Raw genomic sequence first — 20,004 nt, forward strand, 5'->3', positions numbered from 1 at the left:
GACGGGCAATGAAAGTGGCATACCGAACGTCAATTGGCAAGCAGCGCCAGGACAATGAGGATTACGTGGATGTTTTCACGAATTTAGCGGGGCAACACCTCGCCATTATCGCCGATGGCATTGGCGGTCACCAGGGGGGCGATGTGGCCAGCGCCATGGCCGTGTCCCACCTCGGCCATGAGTTTGAACAGACCAAGCTTGCCACGCCGAGCGATGCGCGCACCTGGATTACCGGGGAAATCACCGCGGAGAATCAGTCGATCATCGATAAGTCCAACCAGTTTGCCGATTTAAACGGGATGGGCACCACGTTGGTTGCCGCCCTGTACTTCACCGAGGAGGTCGTCATTGCGAGCATCGGTGATTCACGGGCCTACCTGCTGCGGGACCGCCAGTTTCGGCAATTGACGGAGGATCACTCCCTGGTTAACGAACTGGTCAAACGCGGCGAGATTAGTAAGCAAGCGGCCCGGCACCATCCCCAAAAGAACGTCATCATCCGTTCGCTAGGGATTTCGACCGACGCGCGTTTCGACCTGAACACCTACCCATTGGTGACGGGCGACCAGCTGTTGCTGTGTACCGATGGTCTGACGAACATGGTCACGGACGCAGACATTCAGGCGGTCTTGCTCAGCGACCGGACGACCGCGGAGAAGTGCGATCGCCTCATCGAGATGGCTAACGACGCCGGTGGCTTGGATAACATTACGGTTCTGATCATTGCGAACCTCGATGGGGAGGTGAGCTGATGCGCACGGGTTACACGTTAAATGGCCGTTACCGCATCGTCCGTTCTCTGGGCGAAGGGGGGATGGCCAACGTCTACTTGGCACATGACTTGATCCTGGACCGTGACGTGTCCGTCAAGCTCTTACGGTTAGATCTCAGAGATGACCCCGGAACCGTGCGCCGCTTTCAAAGGGAAGCTCTGGCGGCCACGGAATTAGTCAATGACAATATTGTCCAGGTCTACGATGTCGGTGAGGAAAATGGCATGCAGTACCTGGTCATGGAATACGTTGAGGGAACCGACCTCAAGGCCTTTATCAAGAAGAATTTTCCGATTCCGTATCAGGAAGTCATTCAAATTATGGCGCAGATCTTAAACGCCGTGAAGACGGCCCACGCCCATAACATTATTCACCGGGACCTCAAGCCCCAAAACATCTTGATTGATGCGCATCACGTCGCTAAAATTACCGACTTCGGGATTGCGGTGGCCCTGTCCGAACATAGTCTGACGCAGACCAACACGGTGCTGGGGTCGGTTCACTACCTCTCGCCGGAACAGGCGCGCGGGGGGATGGCGACCAAACAGTCTGACATCTATTCGTTAGGGATTATTCTCTATGAGATGCTGACCGGGACGGTGCCCTTCGAGGGAGAAACCGCCGTCTCCATTGCGTTGAAACACTTCCAATCGGAGATTCCGTCCGTCAGAGACATCGATCCCCGAATTCCCCAGGCGTTGGAGAACGTGGTGCTCAAGGCCACGGCGAAACGCCCAGCGGATCGGTATACCGATGTCGCCAGCATGGCGGAAGATTTGAAGACGTCGCTGTCGCCTAAGCGGGCGGGCGAGGTGCGTTTTACACCGGCCGAGAATGACGACGGTGAGACCAAGGTTTTGCCGGCCAGTGCCCTCAGTTCGGTGGCGGTGCCTCACGCGATCGCTAAGACTGATACGGCCGCCGCGGCAACGGCTAAGGCCGACCCCACACCCGATCAGGAGGAGACCGGCAAGAAAAAACGCAAGAAGTATCGCCACCCACGTCGACGTAAGTTCCTGATTGCGGGAGGCATTGTCCTTCTGCTTATCTTGGGGATTTTTATCGGGATGGCGCTGTTCCAGCCACAGATGACCAACGTGCCTAACGTGGTGGGTGACCAGGAAGCGGCCGCACGGCGGGCATTAACCTCGGCCAAGCTCAAGGTGGGTACGGTGCACAAGACCGCTAGCAATAAGGTCAAGCTCCACCGGGTTGTCCGGACGGAGCCGCGGTCTGGCACCCAGCTCAAGCAAGAGACGGTGGTTGACCTGTGGGTTAGTACCGGGCCGAAGCGGGTTAAACTGGCCGATTACCGCGGCGATTCGTACGCGAGCACGGCGGCCAAGCTGGAAGCTATGGGCTTTAGCGTTCACCGCGAGTCGGTGCATTCGACCAGCGTACCGGCCGGTAAGATCATGCAGCAGAGCGTGACGGCCGGTAGCAGCGTGGTTCCCAGCAAGACGGATCTGACCTTTACCGTTTCGACGGGATCGGAGACAGTGACCTTGACCGACCTGAGCAATAAGACGAAGCGGCAAGCCCAGAGCTATGCGACCGATCACAACTTGAATCTGGCCTTTCAATACGCCTATTCCAGCGATGTCGCTAAGGGCCGCGTGATTCGCCAGTCGCCAGGTGAGGGCGCCGTGGTTCAGGAAGGTGACGAGATCACCCTGACCATGTCGCGTGGTGCCCAGAGCGAGAGCAGTTCCAGCGTCGATGAGTTCAGTGTGAACGTCAAGATTCCATTCGACAGTGGCTCGAGCGATGATGACGATACCGACGACGATGACGACAGTAGTTCCTCGTCCAGCAGCGACAGCAATCTGGTGCAGATTTATCTGCGCGACCAGGACCACGATCTAAGCTCGATTTACAAACAGATGACGATTACTGCGGATACGACCGTGACGCTACCGTTTACGGTGGTATCGGGTAAATCCGGGGCCTACAAGGTGGTTCGTGATGGCCACGTCGTTGCTTCGGATAATCACGTCACGAAAAATTAAGGAAAAAACCTGCATTTATAGCTCAGTTCTTTTATAATGATAGAGGACTGAGTTTTTTTGTCGCCAACGTTGAGGTTGGCACCATCACGAGATGGAAAAAAGAAGAAGGAGGTGCTGCATGTCAGAGGGACAAATTCGCCAATCGTTGAGCGGCTTTTACGACGTTTTTAGCGATGGTGAGCTGTATCGAACCCGTGCGCGGGGCAACTTCCGTAAGCGGCGAATCACGCCACTGGTGGGCGATCGGGTGCGTTTCGAAAGCTCGACACCCAAGGAAGGGTACATCTTAGAAATCTTACCGCGGGATAACGCGCTGACCCGGCCACCCGTGGCGAACGTGGATCAGGGCGTGGTCGTGACGGCGGTAGCGTCGCCCGAATTCTCCACGAACCTGTTGGACCGGCAGTTGGTTGCCCTAGAGGTGAGTCACATTGCGCCGGTCATTTATTTCACCAAGACCGACCTGATTGCCGATGACCGTTACCAGGAATTTGAGAAGTTGGCGGCGGGTTACCGACAGATTGGTTACGAGGTCTGCTTGACGCGCGAACCGTTTGCCGAGAGTGGTCTGGCCGACCTGCGTCGCTTACTAGCGGATAAGGTGACGGTGATCATGGGACAAACCGGGGCCGGGAAGTCCACGTTACTTAACCACATCTCACCGGACCTGACGCTAGCGACCGGCGAGATTTCCACGGCGTTGAACCGGGGGAAACATACCACGCGTAAGGTCAGCCTGATGCCGGTGGCCGGTGGACTGGTTGCCGATACGCCGGGCTTCTCATCCTACGACACCCTGACGATTGACTACCGCGAATTGGGCCACTATTTCCCCGAGTTCGCGTTGGCTTCGCGGGATTGTCGCTTCCGGGGCTGCGTTCACGTGAACGAACCGGGCTGTGCGGTCAAGGACGGCATCGCCGCTGGAAAATTCATGCAGAGTCGTTACAACAACTACCTGCAATTACTCACGTTGTTAAAGAATCAAAAACCTGTTTACAATAAAAAGAAATGAGGAAGAAAATTTATGATTAAAGTAGCGCCATCAATTTTAAGTGCAGATTACGTCAATTTACAACCAGACATCGAAAAGGTCGACAAGGGCGGTGCCGAAGTCTTACACATCGACATTATGGATGGTAACTTCGTCCCAGCGCTGTCATACGGTCCGGGTTGGGTAAAAGCCATTCGCCCCATCACCAAGATGGTCTTAGACGTGCACATGATGGTTCAAAACCCAGAACGGTACGTGGATGACTTTGCTAAGGCCGGCGCCGACATCATCGGGGTCCACGTTGAAGCAACGCCACACATTCACCGGGCTCTGCAAATGATCCAAAACGCTGGGGTAACCCCCGAAGTGGTCATCAACCCAGGAACCCCAGTGTCCGCTATCGAACCGGTCTTAGACATGGTTGGCCAAGTGCTGGTCATGACCGTTAACCCCGGTTTCGGTGGCCAGAAGTTCTTACACAGCACGGTCGAAAAGATTGCGCAACTCGACGCCATCAAGAAGGCCAAGGGTTACGACTTTGATATCGAAGTTGACGGTGGGGTTAACGACAAGACGGTCGTTGACTGTGCCAATGCCGGGGCAACGGTTGCCGTGGCTGGGTCGTATGTTTTCAACGCCGATGACCCGGTTGAACGCATCAATGCCTTAAAGGCCGCAACGAAATAATGCCACGGGGCGGAACGTTCAATCTCCTCGTGGGTGGGCCCAAGGCTGAGTGGCCGGACGACCTGCGTTCACGGAAAATTGACGGCTCCTGGATTGGCGTTGATCGGGGGACGTTACGGTTAATCGATCACAATATTCAGCCGGTGGCGGCGATTGGGGATTTTGATTCCTTACAGCCAGACGAGCTCCAACGGGTTCGTCGCAACGTTAAGGATATTCGCCAGGCCAAGGCGGAAAAGGACTTCACCGATACCCAGTTTGCGGTGTCGGTGGCGTTGAACGACTATGGGGCCGAGCGCGTGGACATCTACGGGGCGACCGGTGGCCGGTTGGACCATTTTCTGGCCAACCTGTTCATCGTGCTTCAGCCGGAGTATAAGCGCTACGCGAACCGGATTCGCTTGATTGATAAGCAAAACACCATTTCGTTTTACCTGCCCGGGCACTATCAAATCACGCGGGAACCGGATAAGCATTATCTGGCCTTCATCCCGCTGACGTCGATCGACCACCTGAGTCTGATTAACGAAAAATACCAACTTCACAACGAGCCGATTCCGTATCCCATTTCGCTAGCCAGCAATGAATTCATGGGTGACACGGGCGAGTTCCAATTCGATACGGGCTTGCTGTGTGTCATTCAAAGCTGTGATACCTACGAGGCCCGCCACGAATAACGTGAGGGGTACCGGGGTAATTATGGTAGCTGATTAAAAATCGTCGTTCACGGGAATTTTTCCGGTGAGCGACGATTTTTTGGTAGAAGTATTGAACTAAAGGTTGGAAGTAGACTTAACACGCTGCTTCCGTAACGACGGTGTTCTGTCCACTAAAATTAGTGAAGCCAGAGGCCTACGCCTGCCAGGGGTTCCGCCTGCTATGGGGGACGCCTCCAGCCTGAGAGGCGGGCTTTCGGTTCGCTTGGAAGCCTTGCCAAACCCGCAAGTCTCCCAAGTCGCCCCACGCTGTAAGCTGAGAAAAAACCTCAGCTAACACCGTCGCCACAGCTGGTTCCACCCCTGGCGATCTCCGGCGGGGTAGTTCTTACCAGCAGCATCAAAGTTTGTCGACAAATCAATTGTTATCCGGGGGTAAGCCGTTGGTTGCTGGTCAGCGCTCTCGCAGCCGTGAGTGAGCCAAATATAGGTTCAGCCGTGGGAGTTCCCTTAGTGGCTCGGCCCGTCCGCCCACCGCGATCCAACCCATATTTGGCGAACGGTAAGGCGGCCAGCCCAGAAGATAGTAAACCACGTTGTGCTGAACACGAAAAAAGCGAGGGGCACAGGTGAACCTGTACTCCTCGCTTTTTTCGTTTAACCGTGTCCGTTTAACTAGACGCGGGTTACCTTACCTGATTTCAAAGTCCGAGCAGAAACCCAAACCTTCTTCGGCTTACCGTCCACTAAGATGCGAACCTTTTGTAAGTTCGGCTTCCAAGCGCGACGACTTGAATTCAAAGCGTGAGAACGCTTGTTACCGAAGCGCGTCCGCTTGCCGTTGATAAAATCCTTTGCCATGGCGTAAACCCTCCTTTGTTGATTCATTCATTACTTTTTTTAAAAGCAGTGCTTTTTGCTCACCTGACTAATTTACCATACTCTTTTGCGGAACGCAACGTTTTCTTTCAAGGAAATCTACTTGACACCTATTTCCCCTTAGAACGTGGTTTTCAGTCTTCCCATTTCTATTTTGGGCGTGGTTGTGGTAAGATTAATTTCTGTTAAGATTGTATATCCAGATAAGGAGGCTATTTCCATGGCCGTAAAGATTAAGACTCAGTACGGAACAATTGATATTACAAATGAAGTGATTGCGACCGTAGTTGGGGGTGCCGCGACTGATAATTATGGTGTCGTGGGCATGGCAAGCAAAAATCAGATTCGGGATAATGTCAATGACATCTTACGACGGGAGAACTACGCCCGCGGGGTGGTTGTGCGTCAGGAAGACAATGGCGTGGCCATCGATGTTTACGTGATTGTGAGCTACGGGACGAAGATTTCCGAAGTTTCACGGAACGTTCAATCTAAAGTCAAATATAACCTAGAAACGATGTTAGGCGTGACGGCTAATTCCGTTAACGTTATTGTTCAAGGGGTGCGGGTGTTGGCTGATTAGCCAGACGTACTGAAATCAAGGAGGATACTTAGTTGAAAGTAACAGAAATTACTAATCTTGAGTTTGGTAAGATGGTCCAAGCCGCCTCGCAAAAGCTAAACCAGAATGCCGATTTTATTAATTCATTGAATGTTTTCCCCGTTCCTGATGGGGATACCGGGACTAACATGAGCCTGTCGCTACAGAGCGGGGCCAAGTACGAACGCGACGCCGATACCGATGCTGTCGGGGCGTTGGCGACCGCACTGGCCAAGGGCTTGTTGATGGGGGCGCGGGGAAATTCCGGCGTGATCCTGTCTCAGATTTTCCGGGGCTTCTCGCGGAAATTGGCCGACAAGCAGACGTTGACGGCGCAAGACCTGGCCGATGGGTTCGCAGCCGGCGCAGAAACGGCTTATAAGGCCGTTATGAAGCCGACCGAGGGAACTATCCTCACGGTGGTCCGCGAGGGGGCTCAGGCTGGTTTAAATGCCGCTAAAGAATCCGACGACGTGTTGGTCGTGATGGATGCCGTGTTTGAGGCCGCTAAAGCTGCTTTGGCCAAGACACCAGATCTTCTGCCCGTCTTGAAGCAAGTCGGCGTGGTCGATTCCGGGGGCCAAGGGTTGACCTTTGTGCTGGAAGCCTTTAATGATTCACTGAACGGTCGCGTGGCCGAAGAAGGCGACTACCAACCAGACAACGCCGAAATGGATGAAATGATCGAAGCTACCCACCACCAAAGCGTGCAAGGCAAGCTCGATCCCGACAGCATTAAGTATGGTTACTGTACCGAAATCATGGTCCGCATTGGTCGCGGCAAGCAAGTTCAACACGACTTCGACTACGACACCTTCTACAAGTACCTTGCCGATCTCGGGGACTCCCTGTTGGTGGTCAATGATGATGAGATCGTCAAGGTCCACGTCCACACGGAACACCCAGGCAAGGTGATTGCTTGGGGCCAAGAATTTGGGGATCTGGCAAAGGTTAAGGTCGATAACATGCGGATGCAGCAAGAGACCATCATGGAACATGATGAAGAGGCTGCTGAAGCGGCGGCACCGGCGACTGAAGAAGAAGCCCCTACCGATACGGCAATTATCGCCATTGCGGCCGGTGACGGCTTAGCCACGCTCTTCAAGAGTCTGGGCGTCACGCACGTGGTCAACGGTGGGCAAACCATGAACCCAAGTACCCAAGACATCGTGGACGCCATCAATGGGAGTAAGGCCAAACGGGCCATTGTGTTGCCGAACAACAAAAACATCTTCCTGGCCGCCGAACAAGCGGCTAAGGTGGCGGACATCCCAGCCGTGATCGTGCATTCCAAGACGGTTTCGCAGGGGATGACGGCCATGTTGGGTTACAACCCCGACGCCGAATTGGCGGATAACCAGTCGGCAATGGAAGAAAACCTGAGCGCCGTGAAGAGTGGTCAGGTGACCCACGCCATTCGGGATACCGAACTTGATGGTTTTGACATCAAGGAAGGCAACTATATGGGAATTGTCGATGGCACCATCAAGGTGACCGATGCCGATTTGCTCAAGACGGCGGTCGCTACGGTGAAGGCCATGTTAGACGATGACAGTGAAATTGTCACGATTATTTACGGTGCCGATACGACCGAAGACGTGGCGGATCAGCTACAGTCGGCCGTTGAAGACTTAGACGACGAATTAGAAACGGAAGTTCACAGTGGGGGCCAACCGGTCTACCCATTCCTGATTTCTGTGGAATAAGGCTTAACCAAAGGGGTCCAGGACATTTGTCCCGGTCCTCTTTCACGTTATTGCGGCTTGGATTGGTCCGTGATTTCGGTCTAGTCGGGTTAGCGAGAAAGTCGTAAAATAAGGATAGCTAGAAATTAAGAAAGCGTCACCGATGCTGGTGGACGATTGACGATGGTGGCTTGCCGTCAAAGGGATCAGCTGCGCAGTTCAGAATGACTGGCTAGTTCGCCACTGGTCAGCGGCTACGTTGTTGATCAGAGTAAAAGTTAAACGGCTTTCGAATGGACGTGACCTCTGGGCTGTTCACTGTCCTGCCGGAGATCGTCAGTAGTGGAGTCAGCCGTGACAACGCCCTTAGCTGGCGATTTCAGCCAGGTTAGGGCGTGGGACGACTTGGGAGACTCACGGTCTGGGTGAGGCTTCCAAGCGAACCGGAAGCCCGTTCTGTGGCTGGAGGTGGTCCCCACAGCAGGCGGAACTGCTAGCAAGCGCAGGCAACAGTTTTAGCCAATTCTAAAACAAGGTTAACCAAGCAACTAAAATGATGGGAGGGGTGTTGGCATGGTTAGTTTAAATGACTCGGTCAGTGAACTGGCTGGCGTTGGGCCCAAGCGCGCGCAGGCCTTGAAGTCGCTGGACATTGAAAATGTGAATGATTTACTGACGTACTTTCCCTTCCGTTACGAGGATCTGCAGGCCAAGGACCCGGCCGAGTTGACCGACCAGGCGAAGGTCACGTTGAAGGGCACCGTGGCCGCCGCTCCCGTCATCTCGCGGTTCGGTCGGCGCAAGACCCGCCTGAACTTTCGCCTGTTGCTGGATGAACATACCATTATTCCGGTGACGTTCTTCAATCAGCCTTGGTTGAAGGATAAGCTCGAAGTGGGCAATGAGCTGGCCGTGTACGGGCGGTTCGATGCCAAACGCCAAAGCCTGGCCGGGATGAAGATTATTGCCAGTGCCGATGGCGGCATGGGGTCCATCTACCCGGCCAATAAGGAAGTTCGTCAGGGTACGATTCAGAAATTGGTGGAGAGCGCCTATACCACCTACGAACCGGTCATCGTTGACCTGATTCCCGAACCGTTGCGTGTCCAGTATCGCCTGCTGCACCGGCGCCAAATGATTCATGACATGCACTTTCCGGCGGGGGATGCCGCCGCGAAGGCCGCCCGGCGCACGGCCAAGTTTGAAGAATTTTATTTATTCGAGACGCGTCTGCAGATCGTTAAGCAACAGGATCACACGTTACATGGCCAGACCCTGGCGTATGATTTGACGCGGCTCAAGGCCTTTATTGCTGCGTTACCTTACGAGCTGACCGCCGCGCAGAAACGTGTGGTCAACGAGATTTGTTTTGATTTAAAACGCCCCGTACACATGAACCGGTTGCTACAAGGCGACGTTGGGAGTGGGAAGACGGTGGTGGCGGCCATTGCCATGTACGCCGCCATCACGGCCGGGGCGCAGGCCGCGTTGATGGCACCCACGGAAATCTTGGCGGAACAACACGCCAATAATTTGGCGAAGTTATTTGCCGACTTTCCGGTGAACGTCGCGCTACTGACCGGGGCCACGAAGCCCGCCGCGCGCAAGACGCTATTGCCGCAGATTGCCAACGGAACGGTCAACCTGATCGTTGGGACTCATGCGCTGATTCAGCCGGAGGTGAGCTACCATCACCTAGGCTTAGCCGTGGTAGACGAGCAACACCGCTTCGGCGTCAATCAGCGTCAGGCCTTGCGCGAGAAGGGGCAACAGCCCGACGTTTTGGCCATGACCGCCACGCCGATTCCCCGGACGCTGGCGATTACGGCTTACGGTGAAATGGACGTTTCGGTCATCAATGAATTGCCGGCCGGTCGCCAGCCGATTAAGACCACGTGGATTCGCAGTAATCAGGTGGACGCCACGCTCCGTCAGGTCAAGGCCGAGTTGAGCAGTGGCTCGCAGGCCTACGTGGTGACGCCGCTGATTGAAGAATCGGAAGCGGTCGACATGAAGAATGCCGAGGCCATTTACGCGCGGTTTAAGGAGGAGTTTGAGCCGACGTACAAGGTGGGCCTGCTTCACGGCCGGATGAAAAATGATGAGAAGAACGCCGTCATGGATGCCTTCAAGGCCAACGAGTTTCAGGTGTTGGTGGCCACCACGGTGATTGAGGTGGGGGTCGACGTGCCCAACGCAACGGTCATGTTGATTTACGATGCCGACCACTTTGGCTTGGCTCAGCTTCACCAGTTGCGTGGCCGGGTCGGTCGGGGCAAGAAGGCCTCGGCCTGCATCCTGATTGCCGACCCGAAGAACGAGTTGGCGGTGGAACGCATGACGACCATGACCAGCACCAATGATGGTTTTGTTTTATCGCAAAAGGATTTGGAATTACGGGGCCCGGGTGATATTCTGGGTAAAAAGCAATCCGGGGTGCCGGACTTTAAAGTCGGCGATCCCGTGGCCGATTTGAATATTTTGAGCGTGGCCCAACAGGCGGCTAAGGAAACGGTGGCCGCTCCCGACTGGGCAGAGCAAGACGCCAATTTGGCATTGGCCGCGTTTCTCAGTACCACGGCCCACCAGAATACTACGATGGATTAGAAGGAGACGAATGATGAAAATTGCCGTTGATGCAATGGGTGGCGACTACGCCCCCGCTGAAATTATCAAAGGGGTTGAACAGGCTCGAGACGCTTACAGCGACGTTGAGTTCTTGGTGTATGGCCAAGAAGAGCAGGTGAAACCGCTGATTCAAGACGACACGCGCATCACGCTGATGCCGGCCGCCGAAGGCATTACCATGGAGGACGAACCGGTCCGCGCAATTCGCCGCAAGAAGCAGTCTAGCATTGTTCTGGCGGCGACGGCCGTGAAGGAGGGGGCCGCGGATGCCTTCTTCTCCGCCGGAAATTCCGGTGCCGTCTTGGCCGCGGGTCTGTTGATTGTTGGCCGGATCAAGGGCATCGACCGGCCGGGGCTGACCACTACGTTACCCGTGTTGCGGAAGCCGGACCAGTCCAGCTTTGTCATGCTGGATGTGGGGGCTAACGCCGATACCAAGCCATTCAACGTTGTCCAATACGCCGTGATGGGTCAGTACTACGCGCAATCGATTATGCACGTCAAACAGCCGCGGATTGGTCTCCTGAACAACGGGACCGAGGCCGATAAGGGGGATATGGCTCATCAGGCGATCTACCAAGCCCTGGCCAGCATCGACAGCCTCAACTTCATCGGTAACGTGGAATCACGGGAACTGTTAAACGGGGCGGCGGACGTGGTCGTTACCGATGGTTTTACCGGAAACGCCACGCTCAAGGCCATCGAAGGGACCGCGTTGTCCATGCTCAAGCTGATCAAGGGTGAAATCATGAGTGGTGGCCTGGGCGGTAAGATTGGGGCCGGCCTGTTGAAGCCGGTCTTCAAGAACGTCCAGAGTGCCATGGATTACTCGCAGTACGGCGGGGCCGTTCTGTTGGGCCTTAAGGCACCGGTTGTGAAGACTCACGGTTCCAGCAAGGCACCAACCGTCAAGAACACGATTGGTCAGATTCGCGAATTGGTCGAAACCAAGAGTGCCGACCAGCTCGTCACGTATTTCGCGGACCACACCGATGAGATGGCGGCACTAAAGGAATCCTTGAAGTAAAGTTGCCTCGATTTGATGACTGAACGACGTAAGGTGACCGCGGTGAGCAATTAGTCGGTTGCTGACGAGCCATTCGGTTTATACTGGTGGTGGGAGTCAGACCGTCACCGGCAGGGCGCAGGTCACCCGTGAAACGACGAAGGGTGCCCTATTAATTTGCTAGACAAGGTCTGCCAAAACGGTTAGACTACTTATTGAATACTGTGAGCGAGGGATTAGATATGACAAGAGCAGAAATTTTTGACAAGATTGCGGATATTATTGCCGACCGGTTTGAAATCGATCGGGACCAGATCAACGAGCAGTTGAACTTTAAGAAGGATTTAGACGCCGATTCGATTGATTTCGTGGAATTTGTCCTGGAATTAGAGGATACTTTTAACGCGGAAATTTCCGACGAGGACGCCGAAAAGTTAACGACGATTGGCGAAGTGGTCGACTACGTTGTGGCGCATCAATCCGAAGCAAAATAAGCACTGAGCGAGTCCGGGCCGCATCCTTTTGCCCCGGGCTTTTTCAATCAAGAGCGGTTGGGCTGCGGGTGCGGCCAGTGGTCGGAAAGCCGCATGAGGGCAGCCGTCGCGAATTTGGTGCTATGCCGCACTGAAGGGCCGCTGGTGGCTTTGCTTGTAGTCAATCGTTGGATGGATTAGCAACGTAGCCGGGAGTGAAGCCCCAGATGAGCTCAGCCGTGGGATTATCTAAGTGGCGATAGCCGGTTAGATAATGGCGTCTTGGAAACACCGATTTGGGATGGTTCCAAGCGAGTTTCGAGACCGTTCTTTGGCTCGAAACGTCCTGCCCACCGCGTTCCAACTCATCTGGGGCGAACGGCAAGGCGGCCAGCCAAAACTACCACCCATCAGTCAAGGTAAAGAAAACGCAATAGAAATGAGGGAATTAGCGCGTGATTGCTGGATTAAATCAAGAATTAAAGGATAATTTTGATATTCATTTTAAAGATCAATCCCTGCTAGATGAGGCGTTTACGCAGGCTTCCTACGTGAACGAACACCCCAATCAGGGCTTGAAGTTCTATGAACGGATTGAATTTTTAGGGGATGCCGTCATGCAGTTGGTCGTCTCCAACTATATCTTCCGTCGCTACCCGAACATGCCGCAGGGGCGGTTGACGCGGCTGCGGGCCGCCATGGTTAACGAACAGAGCTTTGCTAGTTTTGCGCGTGAGTGTCACTTCGACCGGTACATTCGGTTGGGTCGGGGTGAAGAGAAGGCGCAAGCCCGGCAACGGGACTCCCTGTTATGTGATATTTTTGAATCATTCATCGGGGCGTTGTACATGGACCAAGGCTTGGACAAGGTCGTGGCGTTTGTGACCACGGTGGTCTTTCCCAAGTTGGATGAGGGTCGGTTCGATGAGTTCTTCGATCACAAGACGGAACTCCAGGAATTGGTTCAGCAGCACGGGTCGGTGGACATCGACTATCGCTTGTTAGACGAAGAAGGTCCCGACAACGATCGGGCCTTTGAGGTGGCGGTTTACGTGGACAATAAGAAATTGGGTGAGGGCCACGGCCACTCGAAGAAGCACGCCGAACAGAACGCGGCGCGCCACGCCCTGGAGAATTTGAAAACAGAGTAAGGATGACTAACGATGCGGTTGAAGACATTAGAAATTAGCGGGTTCAAATCCTTTGCAGATAAAACCCGAATTGACTTTTTGCCGGGAATGACTGGCATCGTCGGCCCTAACGGCAGTGGCAAGAGTAATATTTCCGAAGCCGTCCGTTGGGTTTTGGGGGAACAGTCCGCCAAGAGTTTGCGCGGCAGCAAGATGCCCGATGTGATTTTTGCGGGGTCGGCGGACCGGCACCCGTTGAATCGGGCGGCCGTGGCAATTACGCTGGACAATAGCGATCATTATCTTAAAAGTGACTACACGGAACTCACCATCAGTCGGATTCTTTACCGGTCCGGCGAGAGCGAGTACCAACTAAACGGTCAGAGCTGTCGGTTACGCGACATCACGGAACTGTTGATGGATTCGGGAATGGGGCAGGATTCCTTCTCGATTATTTCGCAGGGCCGTGTTGAAGCAATCTTTAACAGCAAACCGGAGGACCGCCGCAACATCATTGAGGAAGTTGCGGGCGTTTATAAGTATCGGAAACACAAGGAAAAGGCCCAGCGTGAGCTCGAGGAGACCATGACCTACCTGCATCGCGTTGAGGATATCATTGCGGAGTTGGAAGGACGCTTGGAGCCGCTGGAAGAGCAGAGCAGTTTGGCCGAGGATTATTTAGACCAGCAAAAGAAGTTCGCCCTGTTGGAGAAGACCCAGTTGGTGCGGCAACTCCACACGGAACTGGATCAAAAGGGCGCGGCCGATGACGCGGTGACGGCCAAGCAACAGCAGGTCACCGATCACCAGGCCGCCGAGCGCCAACAGACGACGACGGTTCAGCGCCTCAAACAGCAACAGGCCGACCTGTTGGCCCAAAAGGATGCGCTTCAGGCTAAATTGGTGGCGGCGACCCGGCAGGTTGAGCAGTGCCAAGGCCAGGTCAATCTGTCCGGTGAGCAGCAACGCCACCAAGACGAGCAACGCCAGGCAACCGAGAAGCAATTGGCGCAATTGGCCACCGACATGGCCCACGACCGCGAGCAGTTAGCGCAAACGGAACAGAACTTGCAGGACTTGACGGCCCAGTTGAAGACGGCCCAGCAAACAGTTCGCGACTTGGTCAAGGCGACCGCGCCGGAAACGGTGACGCAACTGCGCCAGCACTTGGAGAAGTTACGCACACAGTATTTTGACCAAAAACAGGCCGTGGCCAACTGGCGCAATCAACGGCAGTATATTCAGCAGAATCAGGAACGTTTGCTCCAGCAGGGAGAACGGGTGGCCCGGCAAATTGCGGACCTCCAAGCTACCGAACGCGAGGCCCAAGCGAAGGTCGCGACCGCAACCGAAGCGGCGACCAGCCACAAGGCGGCCCTGAATGAAGCGGAACAGGCCTTGGATCAAGAGGCCGGTCATTATCAGCAACAGCAACAAGCCTATCGCCAACTCCAGCACAACTGGCAGGCGGCGTTGGAAGTCTATCAGCGGGCGCAAACGAAGGCGGTCAGTCAACAGGCGGCCTCGGCCGAATACGGCGGCTTTTATCAGGGGGTCCGAGCCGTTCTTAAGCAGCGGCAACGGTTCCCTGGTTTATTGGGAGCCGTCTCGGAACTGCTGGACGTGCCGGAACGCTATACGGTGGCCGTGGAATACGCCTTGGGCGGCCAGCTCCAGCAGGTGGTGGTGGATCAAGAAGCCACGGCCAAACAAGCCGTGAGCTATCTCCGCCAACAGCGAGCCGGCCGGGCAACCTTTCTACCGCTGACGGCCATTCGCGGTCGGCAAATCGACCGGGGGACGCGGCAACAGTTAACGCAATTATCGGGATTCTTAGGCATCGGGAGTGACTTGGTCAAGATTGCCGATCAGGCCCAAAGTATTTTGCATTATCTGTTAGGAACGACCATCTTTGCGGCCGATTTAGACACCGCGGTGGCCATCAGTCAGCAGATTCATCACCGTTACCGGGTGGTCAGTCTGGCCGGTGATGTCGTCAGTGCCAGCGGGGCCATTACCGGGGGACAAAACCGGCAGAATCACAGCAGTGTGCTTCGCCAGCAGCAGGAATTGCAGCAGCTGCAGGCGTCCATTGGTCAGATGAAACCGCAACTCCAGGAACAAGAGACTAAGATTAAGGCGGCCCGTGAGGCGATGCTGGCCAGTGAACAACGGAGTCAAACGTTACAGGCCAAAATCAACCAGTTACAGCCGCAGTGTCGGCAGCTGGATGACGAACTCGCCCAGGCGCAGACCACGTTGACGCAGGCTAGCCGCCAGGTCAAGGCCGCCCAGTTGGATATCGACCAGGCCAAGAATGCCGGGGATGACCAGCAGGACGCGCATTTGGCCGAACAGATTCTAACCGGTGAAAAGCAGATTACGACGACCGAAGCGCAGGTGCAAGCCGTACAGAAGCAGATTGAAACGGTCACCGCTGAACAGGCGGACAAGCAGTCGCAGCTCACGGAGAAACAAGCGTGGCAAGCCGCGGCCAAGGAACGCCAACAGCAGCAACGGGCAACCTGTGCCGACCTGAAGGCCCAGATCGAAACGGCCCAGCAACAGGCTGAACAGTTGACCGCCCAACGCGATCAGCTCGACCACCGTGCGGACCTGTCACCGGCCGAAGCCCAACAGCAGTTGGCTCAGGCCCAAAAGGATCGGCAGGCCATCGACCACGAGTTACGGACGACCGATGAGCAATTGACCACGGTCAACGATCAGCTCGCGCAGGCCGAGACCGCCAATCAGCGAACCAGTGGCCTCTTACAGCTGGCCAACGATGATTTGCAAAAGGCTCAGGTGCAGCAGACCCGGCTCGCCGCCCTAATTGACCAGCAACAGAATCAGTTGGCCGAGAAATATCAGTTGAGTCTGGCCGGGGCCGAGCAGGAAGTCAGCGATTTACCGGGTAACGAACTGGCCGTGCAGCTGAAGCTCCTCAAGAAGGGCCTGGACGAGATCGGTCCGGTCAACGTCAACGCCATTGACGAGTACCAGGAGGTTCGCGACCGCTATGATTTTCTAACCAAGCAGCGCGACGACCTGCTCACGGCGCGTGACCAACTCACGACCACGATGGACGAGCTCGATGGCCAGGTTAAACGCCGCTTCAAGCAGAGTTACGACCAGATTGCGGCCAAGTTCTCCGCCACCTTCCAGCAAATGTTTGGCGGGGGGAAGGCCGAGCTGGTCTTGACCGATCCGCATGATTTATTGACAACCGGGATTGACATCATGGCGCAGCCGCCGGGCAAAAAGTTCCAGAACATGGGGCTTCTGTCCGGGGGAGAACGCGCCCTGACCGCCATTACCTTATTATTTGCTATTTTACAAGTACAACCCGTACCATTCTGCATTTTAGACGAAGTGGAGGCAGCGCTCGATCCGGCCAACGTGACCCGATTCGCCCGCTACATCCATCAATTCCAAGATCAGACTCAGTTCATCGTGATTACCCACCGTCAAGAAACGATGGTGCAAGCCGACATTCTTTACGGGGTAACGATGCAGGAGTCCGGCGTTTCCAAGATGGTCGCCGTGGATCTGGACCAAGAAACCACGAAGGAAAGGAAGCAATCCTAATGGGATTATTTGATATTTTTCGGCGCCGGGCGAAGAAAGAACCCGCCAGTGAAGCGCCCCAGTCGGCCGCTAGCAGTGCCGCCACGGAAACGTCGACGGCATCTTCCGCCGCTACGACCACGCCTAGCAGTAGTGCGGACGTTGCCGTAACGCCGGCCAGTGCGGCGGAATCGACCGCGCCGAGTTCCGCGAGCGTAACCGAAGCACCGGCGTCAAGCGCTGAAAGTTCGGCGGCACCAACACCCGACGCCACCAGTGAGGCGGCTGTTGAGCCGACCACGCCAGCCGAATCCATGGCAAGCTCTGCTGCGGCGTCACCCGCTAATGTCGCAACGAGCGAAGCGGCGGACGAAGCGCCCCAGTCCGTTGCAGCAGCGGTGTCACCAGCACCGGAGTCTGTGGCCGCTGCGGAACCTGCGCAGCCAGAATCAGCAGAGACACCGGCCGAGGCGCCAGTTGAGTCGGCCGCTAGCAGTGCCGCCGCAGAATCGACCCCCGCTGCTCCGGATGACCAATCGGCAGCGGCGCAACCCGTCAGCGACGAACAGCTCTACGACAAGGGCCTGGCCAAGACGCGGCATACCTTTGGTGAACGGCTGAACGCCTTGTTGGCGAACTTCCGGCACGTCGATGAGAGTTTCTTCGATGATTTGGAAGAAACCCTGATCGGCGCCGACGTGGGCTTCGACATGGCCGTTAAGCTCAGCGATGAATTGCGCGACGAGGTCAAGCTCCAGAACGCCAAGAAGTCTGCCGACGTGCAGAACGTGGTGGTCGAGAAGTTGGTGGAAATTTACGATGCTGCCGGTAATGACGAAAGTACCGCGCTGAACATGGCCAAGGAAGGCCCGACCGTGATCCTGTTTGTCGGGGTCAATGGGGTTGGAAAGACCACGACCATTGGGAAGATGGCCAACCGCTACCACCAGGACGGCAAGAAGGTGCTGCTGGCCGCGGCCGATACCTTTAGAGCCGGGGCCACGGAGCAGTTGGACGTCTGGGCTAAACGTGCGGACGTGGACATCGTGACCGGGAAACCCCAGTCCGATCCCGCCGCCGTGGTCTTTGACGCCGTGCAGAAAGCCAAGCGCGAAGACTACGATATCCTCTTCGTGGATACGGCCGGTCGGTTGCAGAATAAAGTGAACCTGATGAACGAATTGGCCAAGATGAAACGGATCATCACGCGTGAAATTCCCACGGCACCGCACGAGGTCTTATTGGTGTTGGATGCCACAACCGGGCAGAACGCGCTGACGCAGGCCAAATTGTTCAAGGAGTCCACGGACGTGACGGGAATCGTGCTGACCAAGCTCGACGGCACGGCTCGTGGGGGAATCGTGTTGGCCATTCGCAACGAGCTCCACGTGCCCGTGAAGTTTATCGGCTTGGGTGAACAGATCTCCGACCTGCGACCGTTCGATCCGAACGAGTTTGTCTACGGCTTGTTCAAGGGGTTAATCGACGTTAAGGCGTTGGAAAAGTAAAAATTTTGACCTGAATGAAGGCTAGGTGGTCTTGACCGTTTTGCGGTTTCCGACGACCTAGCCTTTTTGCTTGCCGTTGCCCCCACTTACGGCGATATGATTCGTGATAACTGATGAAACTGTAACCGTTATGTCATAGTCGCGTTCGGTAAAATTGGCGTAAACTAGAATTAGTCCGGTTTCATTGCGGGGTTAAGTGGAACTAGACAGGAAAAGTTAGGGAGGAATTTAGGTATGAAAAAGATTGTTCAAACACTATTGGTTTTGGGTGTGGGGGCCGGCGTCATGGGCGCCACTAGCCTGTCGGCGTCCGCTAACAGCCAGTATTCGGCCAAGCGCTCCAAGTCGGTGCGGTTGGTTTGGCGTAAGCCTATGAAGCAACACGCCTTCACGGCAACGCAGGGCGCCCGTTATTCCCGCCACTTGGGGATTCGTTACAGTAATAACGATGTCACGCCGACCGTGACCTGGTACACGGATGCCCATGAAAAATTGTACAAGAAGAATAAGGGATACAGCGCCATCTACTACCACGTCAAGAGTGCGGATGGAACGTTACAGGGGTGGATTTGGCGCGGCTACTTAAAGGCCGCCGGTAGCACGCCGACCACGACTAAGCCGACGACGCCGACCGTCTCGGCCCCCACGGGTAAGCTCACCGAGAGCAATGAAAAAGCCTTTGCCGCGGCGCTGAAACAGTTATTCCCCGGCACGATTACCGACCAGAAGCTTTCTCGGGAAGCCAATGCGGCGGCCTGGCCAACGGATGCCGTTGACGGCGATTACGTGGGGCCTCATCAAACGGTGATTCATTTACGTAATCCCCAGTCCGATGCCTTGCCGTTCTACTTCAAGGCTTACGAACCACTGTTGACGGCGGCCGGTTATCCCGCTAGTGTCCGGGCCGGGTATGCGGGTTGGCACATTGGAATTGATATCCATGACGATTGGGGCGATGAGGGCGCTAACCGCGGCGACGCCCTGATTTACCTGGAACCGGCTAACGACTAGGCCAAATCAGACTTTATGACGGCAGGGCTAGCCGTTTCCAGCAGCTTTGTCGGGGTCTGTCCGCCTAACCGTTCGCCAAATTTGGTCTGGAACGCGGTGGGCAGGACGGGAAAAGCCAAAGAGCTGTCTTTTCCCTCGCTTTGAGCCGAAAATCACGTCTCAAAGGCGCCATTTCTTCAAGGAGACCACTTGAAGAAATCCCACGGCTGAGACCAAATTTGGCTCACTCACGGCTACGGATGCTGTGACCAATTACCGTGACTGAAAGCCGCCGTCCCAGTGCTGTTCGTGTGGGCTGGCTTTAGCCGCTTGTAACCGGAGGCAGTCAGAGATGGAGGCAGCCGTGACGGCGGTGTTAGCTGACGTTCTGGGTCAGCTTACAGCGCGGGACGTGTTT

Annotated in this window: 15 protein-coding genes; 14 read left to right on the forward strand and 1 reads right to left on the reverse strand. The window is 55.4% G+C overall.

Translation table 11 applies throughout. From position 1 onward, the window contains the following. Window positions 1-8: 8 nt before the first annotated feature. The 5 genes from V8I28_RS00645 to V8I28_RS00665 all read left to right on the forward strand — a co-directional run bounded on the left by V8I28_RS00645 (window position 9) and on the right by V8I28_RS00665 (window position 5,140). Window positions 9-752 carry a Stp1/IreP family PP2C-type Ser/Thr phosphatase gene (locus V8I28_RS00645; protein ID WP_341778202.1) on the forward strand — a complete coding sequence of 248 codons (744 nt, stop codon included), beginning with the start codon at window positions 9-11 and terminating at the stop codon, window positions 750-752. Next, on the forward strand, window positions 752-2,782 hold the full coding sequence (gene pknB, locus V8I28_RS00650; protein WP_341778203.1) for a Stk1 family PASTA domain-containing Ser/Thr kinase: 2,031 nt from the start codon (window positions 752-754) through the stop codon (window positions 2,780-2,782). The genes V8I28_RS00645 and pknB overlap by 1 nt, the downstream gene beginning before the upstream one ends. A gap of 118 nt (window positions 2,783-2,900) precedes the next feature. Continuing rightward, a complete protein-coding gene (gene rsgA / locus V8I28_RS00655) occupies window positions 2,901-3,797 on the forward strand; it encodes a ribosome small subunit-dependent GTPase A (protein WP_341778204.1) in 897 nt (298 codons plus the stop codon). 12 nt (window positions 3,798-3,809) lie between these two features. Then, on the forward strand, window positions 3,810-4,463 hold the full coding sequence (gene rpe, locus V8I28_RS00660) for a ribulose-phosphate 3-epimerase (RefSeq protein ID WP_341778205.1): 654 nt from the start codon (window positions 3,810-3,812) through the stop codon (window positions 4,461-4,463). Beyond that, on the forward strand, window positions 4,463-5,140 hold the full coding sequence (locus V8I28_RS00665) for a thiamine diphosphokinase (RefSeq protein WP_341778206.1): 678 nt from the start codon (window positions 4,463-4,465) through the stop codon (window positions 5,138-5,140). Before rpe ends, V8I28_RS00665 begins: the two co-directional genes overlap by 1 nt. 654 nt (window positions 5,141-5,794) lie before the next feature. Here the strand turns inward: V8I28_RS00665 and rpmB are convergent. Continuing rightward, window positions 5,795-5,980 (reverse strand): 50S ribosomal protein L28, encoded by a 186-nt coding sequence (gene rpmB, locus V8I28_RS00670; RefSeq protein WP_125575175.1) that lies wholly within the window; start codon window positions 5,978-5,980, stop codon window positions 5,795-5,797. Between the two features lie 238 nt (window positions 5,981-6,218). Between rpmB and V8I28_RS00675 the strand changes: the two genes are divergently transcribed. The 9 genes from V8I28_RS00675 (at window position 6,219) to V8I28_RS00715 (ending at window position 19,607) form a co-directional block, all read left to right on the forward strand. Next, complete coding sequence (locus tag V8I28_RS00675) at window positions 6,219-6,581, forward strand: Asp23/Gls24 family envelope stress response protein (RefSeq protein ID WP_341778207.1); 363 nt, start codon at window positions 6,219-6,221, stop codon at window positions 6,579-6,581. 32 nt (window positions 6,582-6,613) lie between these two features. Then, a complete protein-coding gene (locus V8I28_RS00680; RefSeq protein WP_341778208.1) occupies window positions 6,614-8,305 on the forward strand; it encodes a DAK2 domain-containing protein in 1,692 nt (563 codons plus the stop codon). A 552-nt stretch (window positions 8,306-8,857) separates the two neighbouring features. Beyond that, on the forward strand, window positions 8,858-10,891 hold the full coding sequence (gene recG, locus V8I28_RS00685) for an ATP-dependent DNA helicase RecG (protein ID WP_341778209.1): 2,034 nt from the start codon (window positions 8,858-8,860) through the stop codon (window positions 10,889-10,891). A gap of 13 nt (window positions 10,892-10,904) precedes the next feature. After that, window positions 10,905-11,939 carry a phosphate acyltransferase PlsX gene (plsX, locus tag V8I28_RS00690; protein ID WP_341778210.1) on the forward strand — a complete coding sequence of 345 codons (1,035 nt, stop codon included), beginning with the start codon at window positions 10,905-10,907 and terminating at the stop codon, window positions 11,937-11,939. 221 nt (window positions 11,940-12,160) lie between these two features. Continuing rightward, window positions 12,161-12,412, forward strand: a complete 252-nt coding sequence (acpP, locus tag V8I28_RS00695; RefSeq protein ID WP_341778211.1) for an acyl carrier protein — start codon at window positions 12,161-12,163, stop codon at window positions 12,410-12,412. A 434-nt stretch (window positions 12,413-12,846) separates the two neighbouring features. Next, the gene (gene rnc, locus V8I28_RS00700; RefSeq protein ID WP_341778212.1) at window positions 12,847-13,542 is read left to right on the forward strand and encodes a ribonuclease III; all 696 of its coding nucleotides are present in this window, start codon (window positions 12,847-12,849) and stop codon (window positions 13,540-13,542) included. Window positions 13,543-13,554: 12 nt separating this feature from the next. Further along, window positions 13,555-17,109: a chromosome segregation protein SMC gene (gene smc, locus V8I28_RS00705; protein WP_341778213.1), complete on the forward strand. Its 3,555-nt coding sequence runs from the start codon at window positions 13,555-13,557 to the stop codon at window positions 17,107-17,109. Beyond that, window positions 17,109-18,596: a signal recognition particle-docking protein FtsY gene (gene ftsY / locus V8I28_RS00710; protein ID WP_341778214.1), complete on the forward strand. Its 1,488-nt coding sequence runs from the start codon at window positions 17,109-17,111 to the stop codon at window positions 18,594-18,596. The genes smc and ftsY overlap by 1 nt, the downstream gene beginning before the upstream one ends. A gap of 234 nt (window positions 18,597-18,830) precedes the next feature. Further along, the gene (locus V8I28_RS00715; RefSeq protein WP_341778215.1) at window positions 18,831-19,607 is read left to right on the forward strand and encodes a hypothetical protein; all 777 of its coding nucleotides are present in this window, start codon (window positions 18,831-18,833) and stop codon (window positions 19,605-19,607) included. Window positions 19,608-20,004 lie beyond the last annotated feature (397 nt).

The organism is Levilactobacillus sp. HBUAS70063 (assembly GCF_038374745.1).
Lineage (GTDB): Bacteria > Bacillota > Bacilli > Lactobacillales > Lactobacillaceae > Levilactobacillus.

Bases quoted from the DNA above. Each gene is read 5' to 3' on its own strand.
- V8I28_RS00645 (WP_341778202.1), top strand. From the start codon at position 9: ATGAAAGTGGCATACCGAACGTCAATTGGCAAGCAGCGCCAGGACAAT.
- pknB (WP_341778203.1), top strand. From the start codon at position 752: ATGCGCACGGGTTACACGTTAAATGGCCGTTACCGCATCGTCCGTTCT.
- rsgA (WP_341778204.1), top strand. From the start codon at position 2,901: ATGTCAGAGGGACAAATTCGCCAATCGTTGAGCGGCTTTTACGACGTT.
- rpe (WP_341778205.1), top strand. From the start codon at position 3,810: ATGATTAAAGTAGCGCCATCAATTTTAAGTGCAGATTACGTCAATTTA.
- V8I28_RS00665 (WP_341778206.1), top strand. From the start codon at position 4,463: ATGCCACGGGGCGGAACGTTCAATCTCCTCGTGGGTGGGCCCAAGGCT.
- rpmB (WP_125575175.1), bottom strand. From the start codon at position 5,980: ATGGCAAAGGATTTTATCAACGGCAAGCGGACGCGCTTCGGTAACAAG.
- V8I28_RS00675 (WP_341778207.1), top strand. From the start codon at position 6,219: ATGGCCGTAAAGATTAAGACTCAGTACGGAACAATTGATATTACAAAT.
- recG (WP_341778209.1), top strand. From the start codon at position 8,858: ATGGTTAGTTTAAATGACTCGGTCAGTGAACTGGCTGGCGTTGGGCCC.
- plsX (WP_341778210.1), top strand. From the start codon at position 10,905: ATGAAAATTGCCGTTGATGCAATGGGTGGCGACTACGCCCCCGCTGAA.
- acpP (WP_341778211.1), top strand. From the start codon at position 12,161: ATGACAAGAGCAGAAATTTTTGACAAGATTGCGGATATTATTGCCGAC.
- smc (WP_341778213.1), top strand. From the start codon at position 13,555: ATGCGGTTGAAGACATTAGAAATTAGCGGGTTCAAATCCTTTGCAGAT.
- ftsY (WP_341778214.1), top strand. From the start codon at position 17,109: ATGGGATTATTTGATATTTTTCGGCGCCGGGCGAAGAAAGAACCCGCC.
- V8I28_RS00715 (WP_341778215.1), top strand. From the start codon at position 18,831: ATGAAAAAGATTGTTCAAACACTATTGGTTTTGGGTGTGGGGGCCGGC.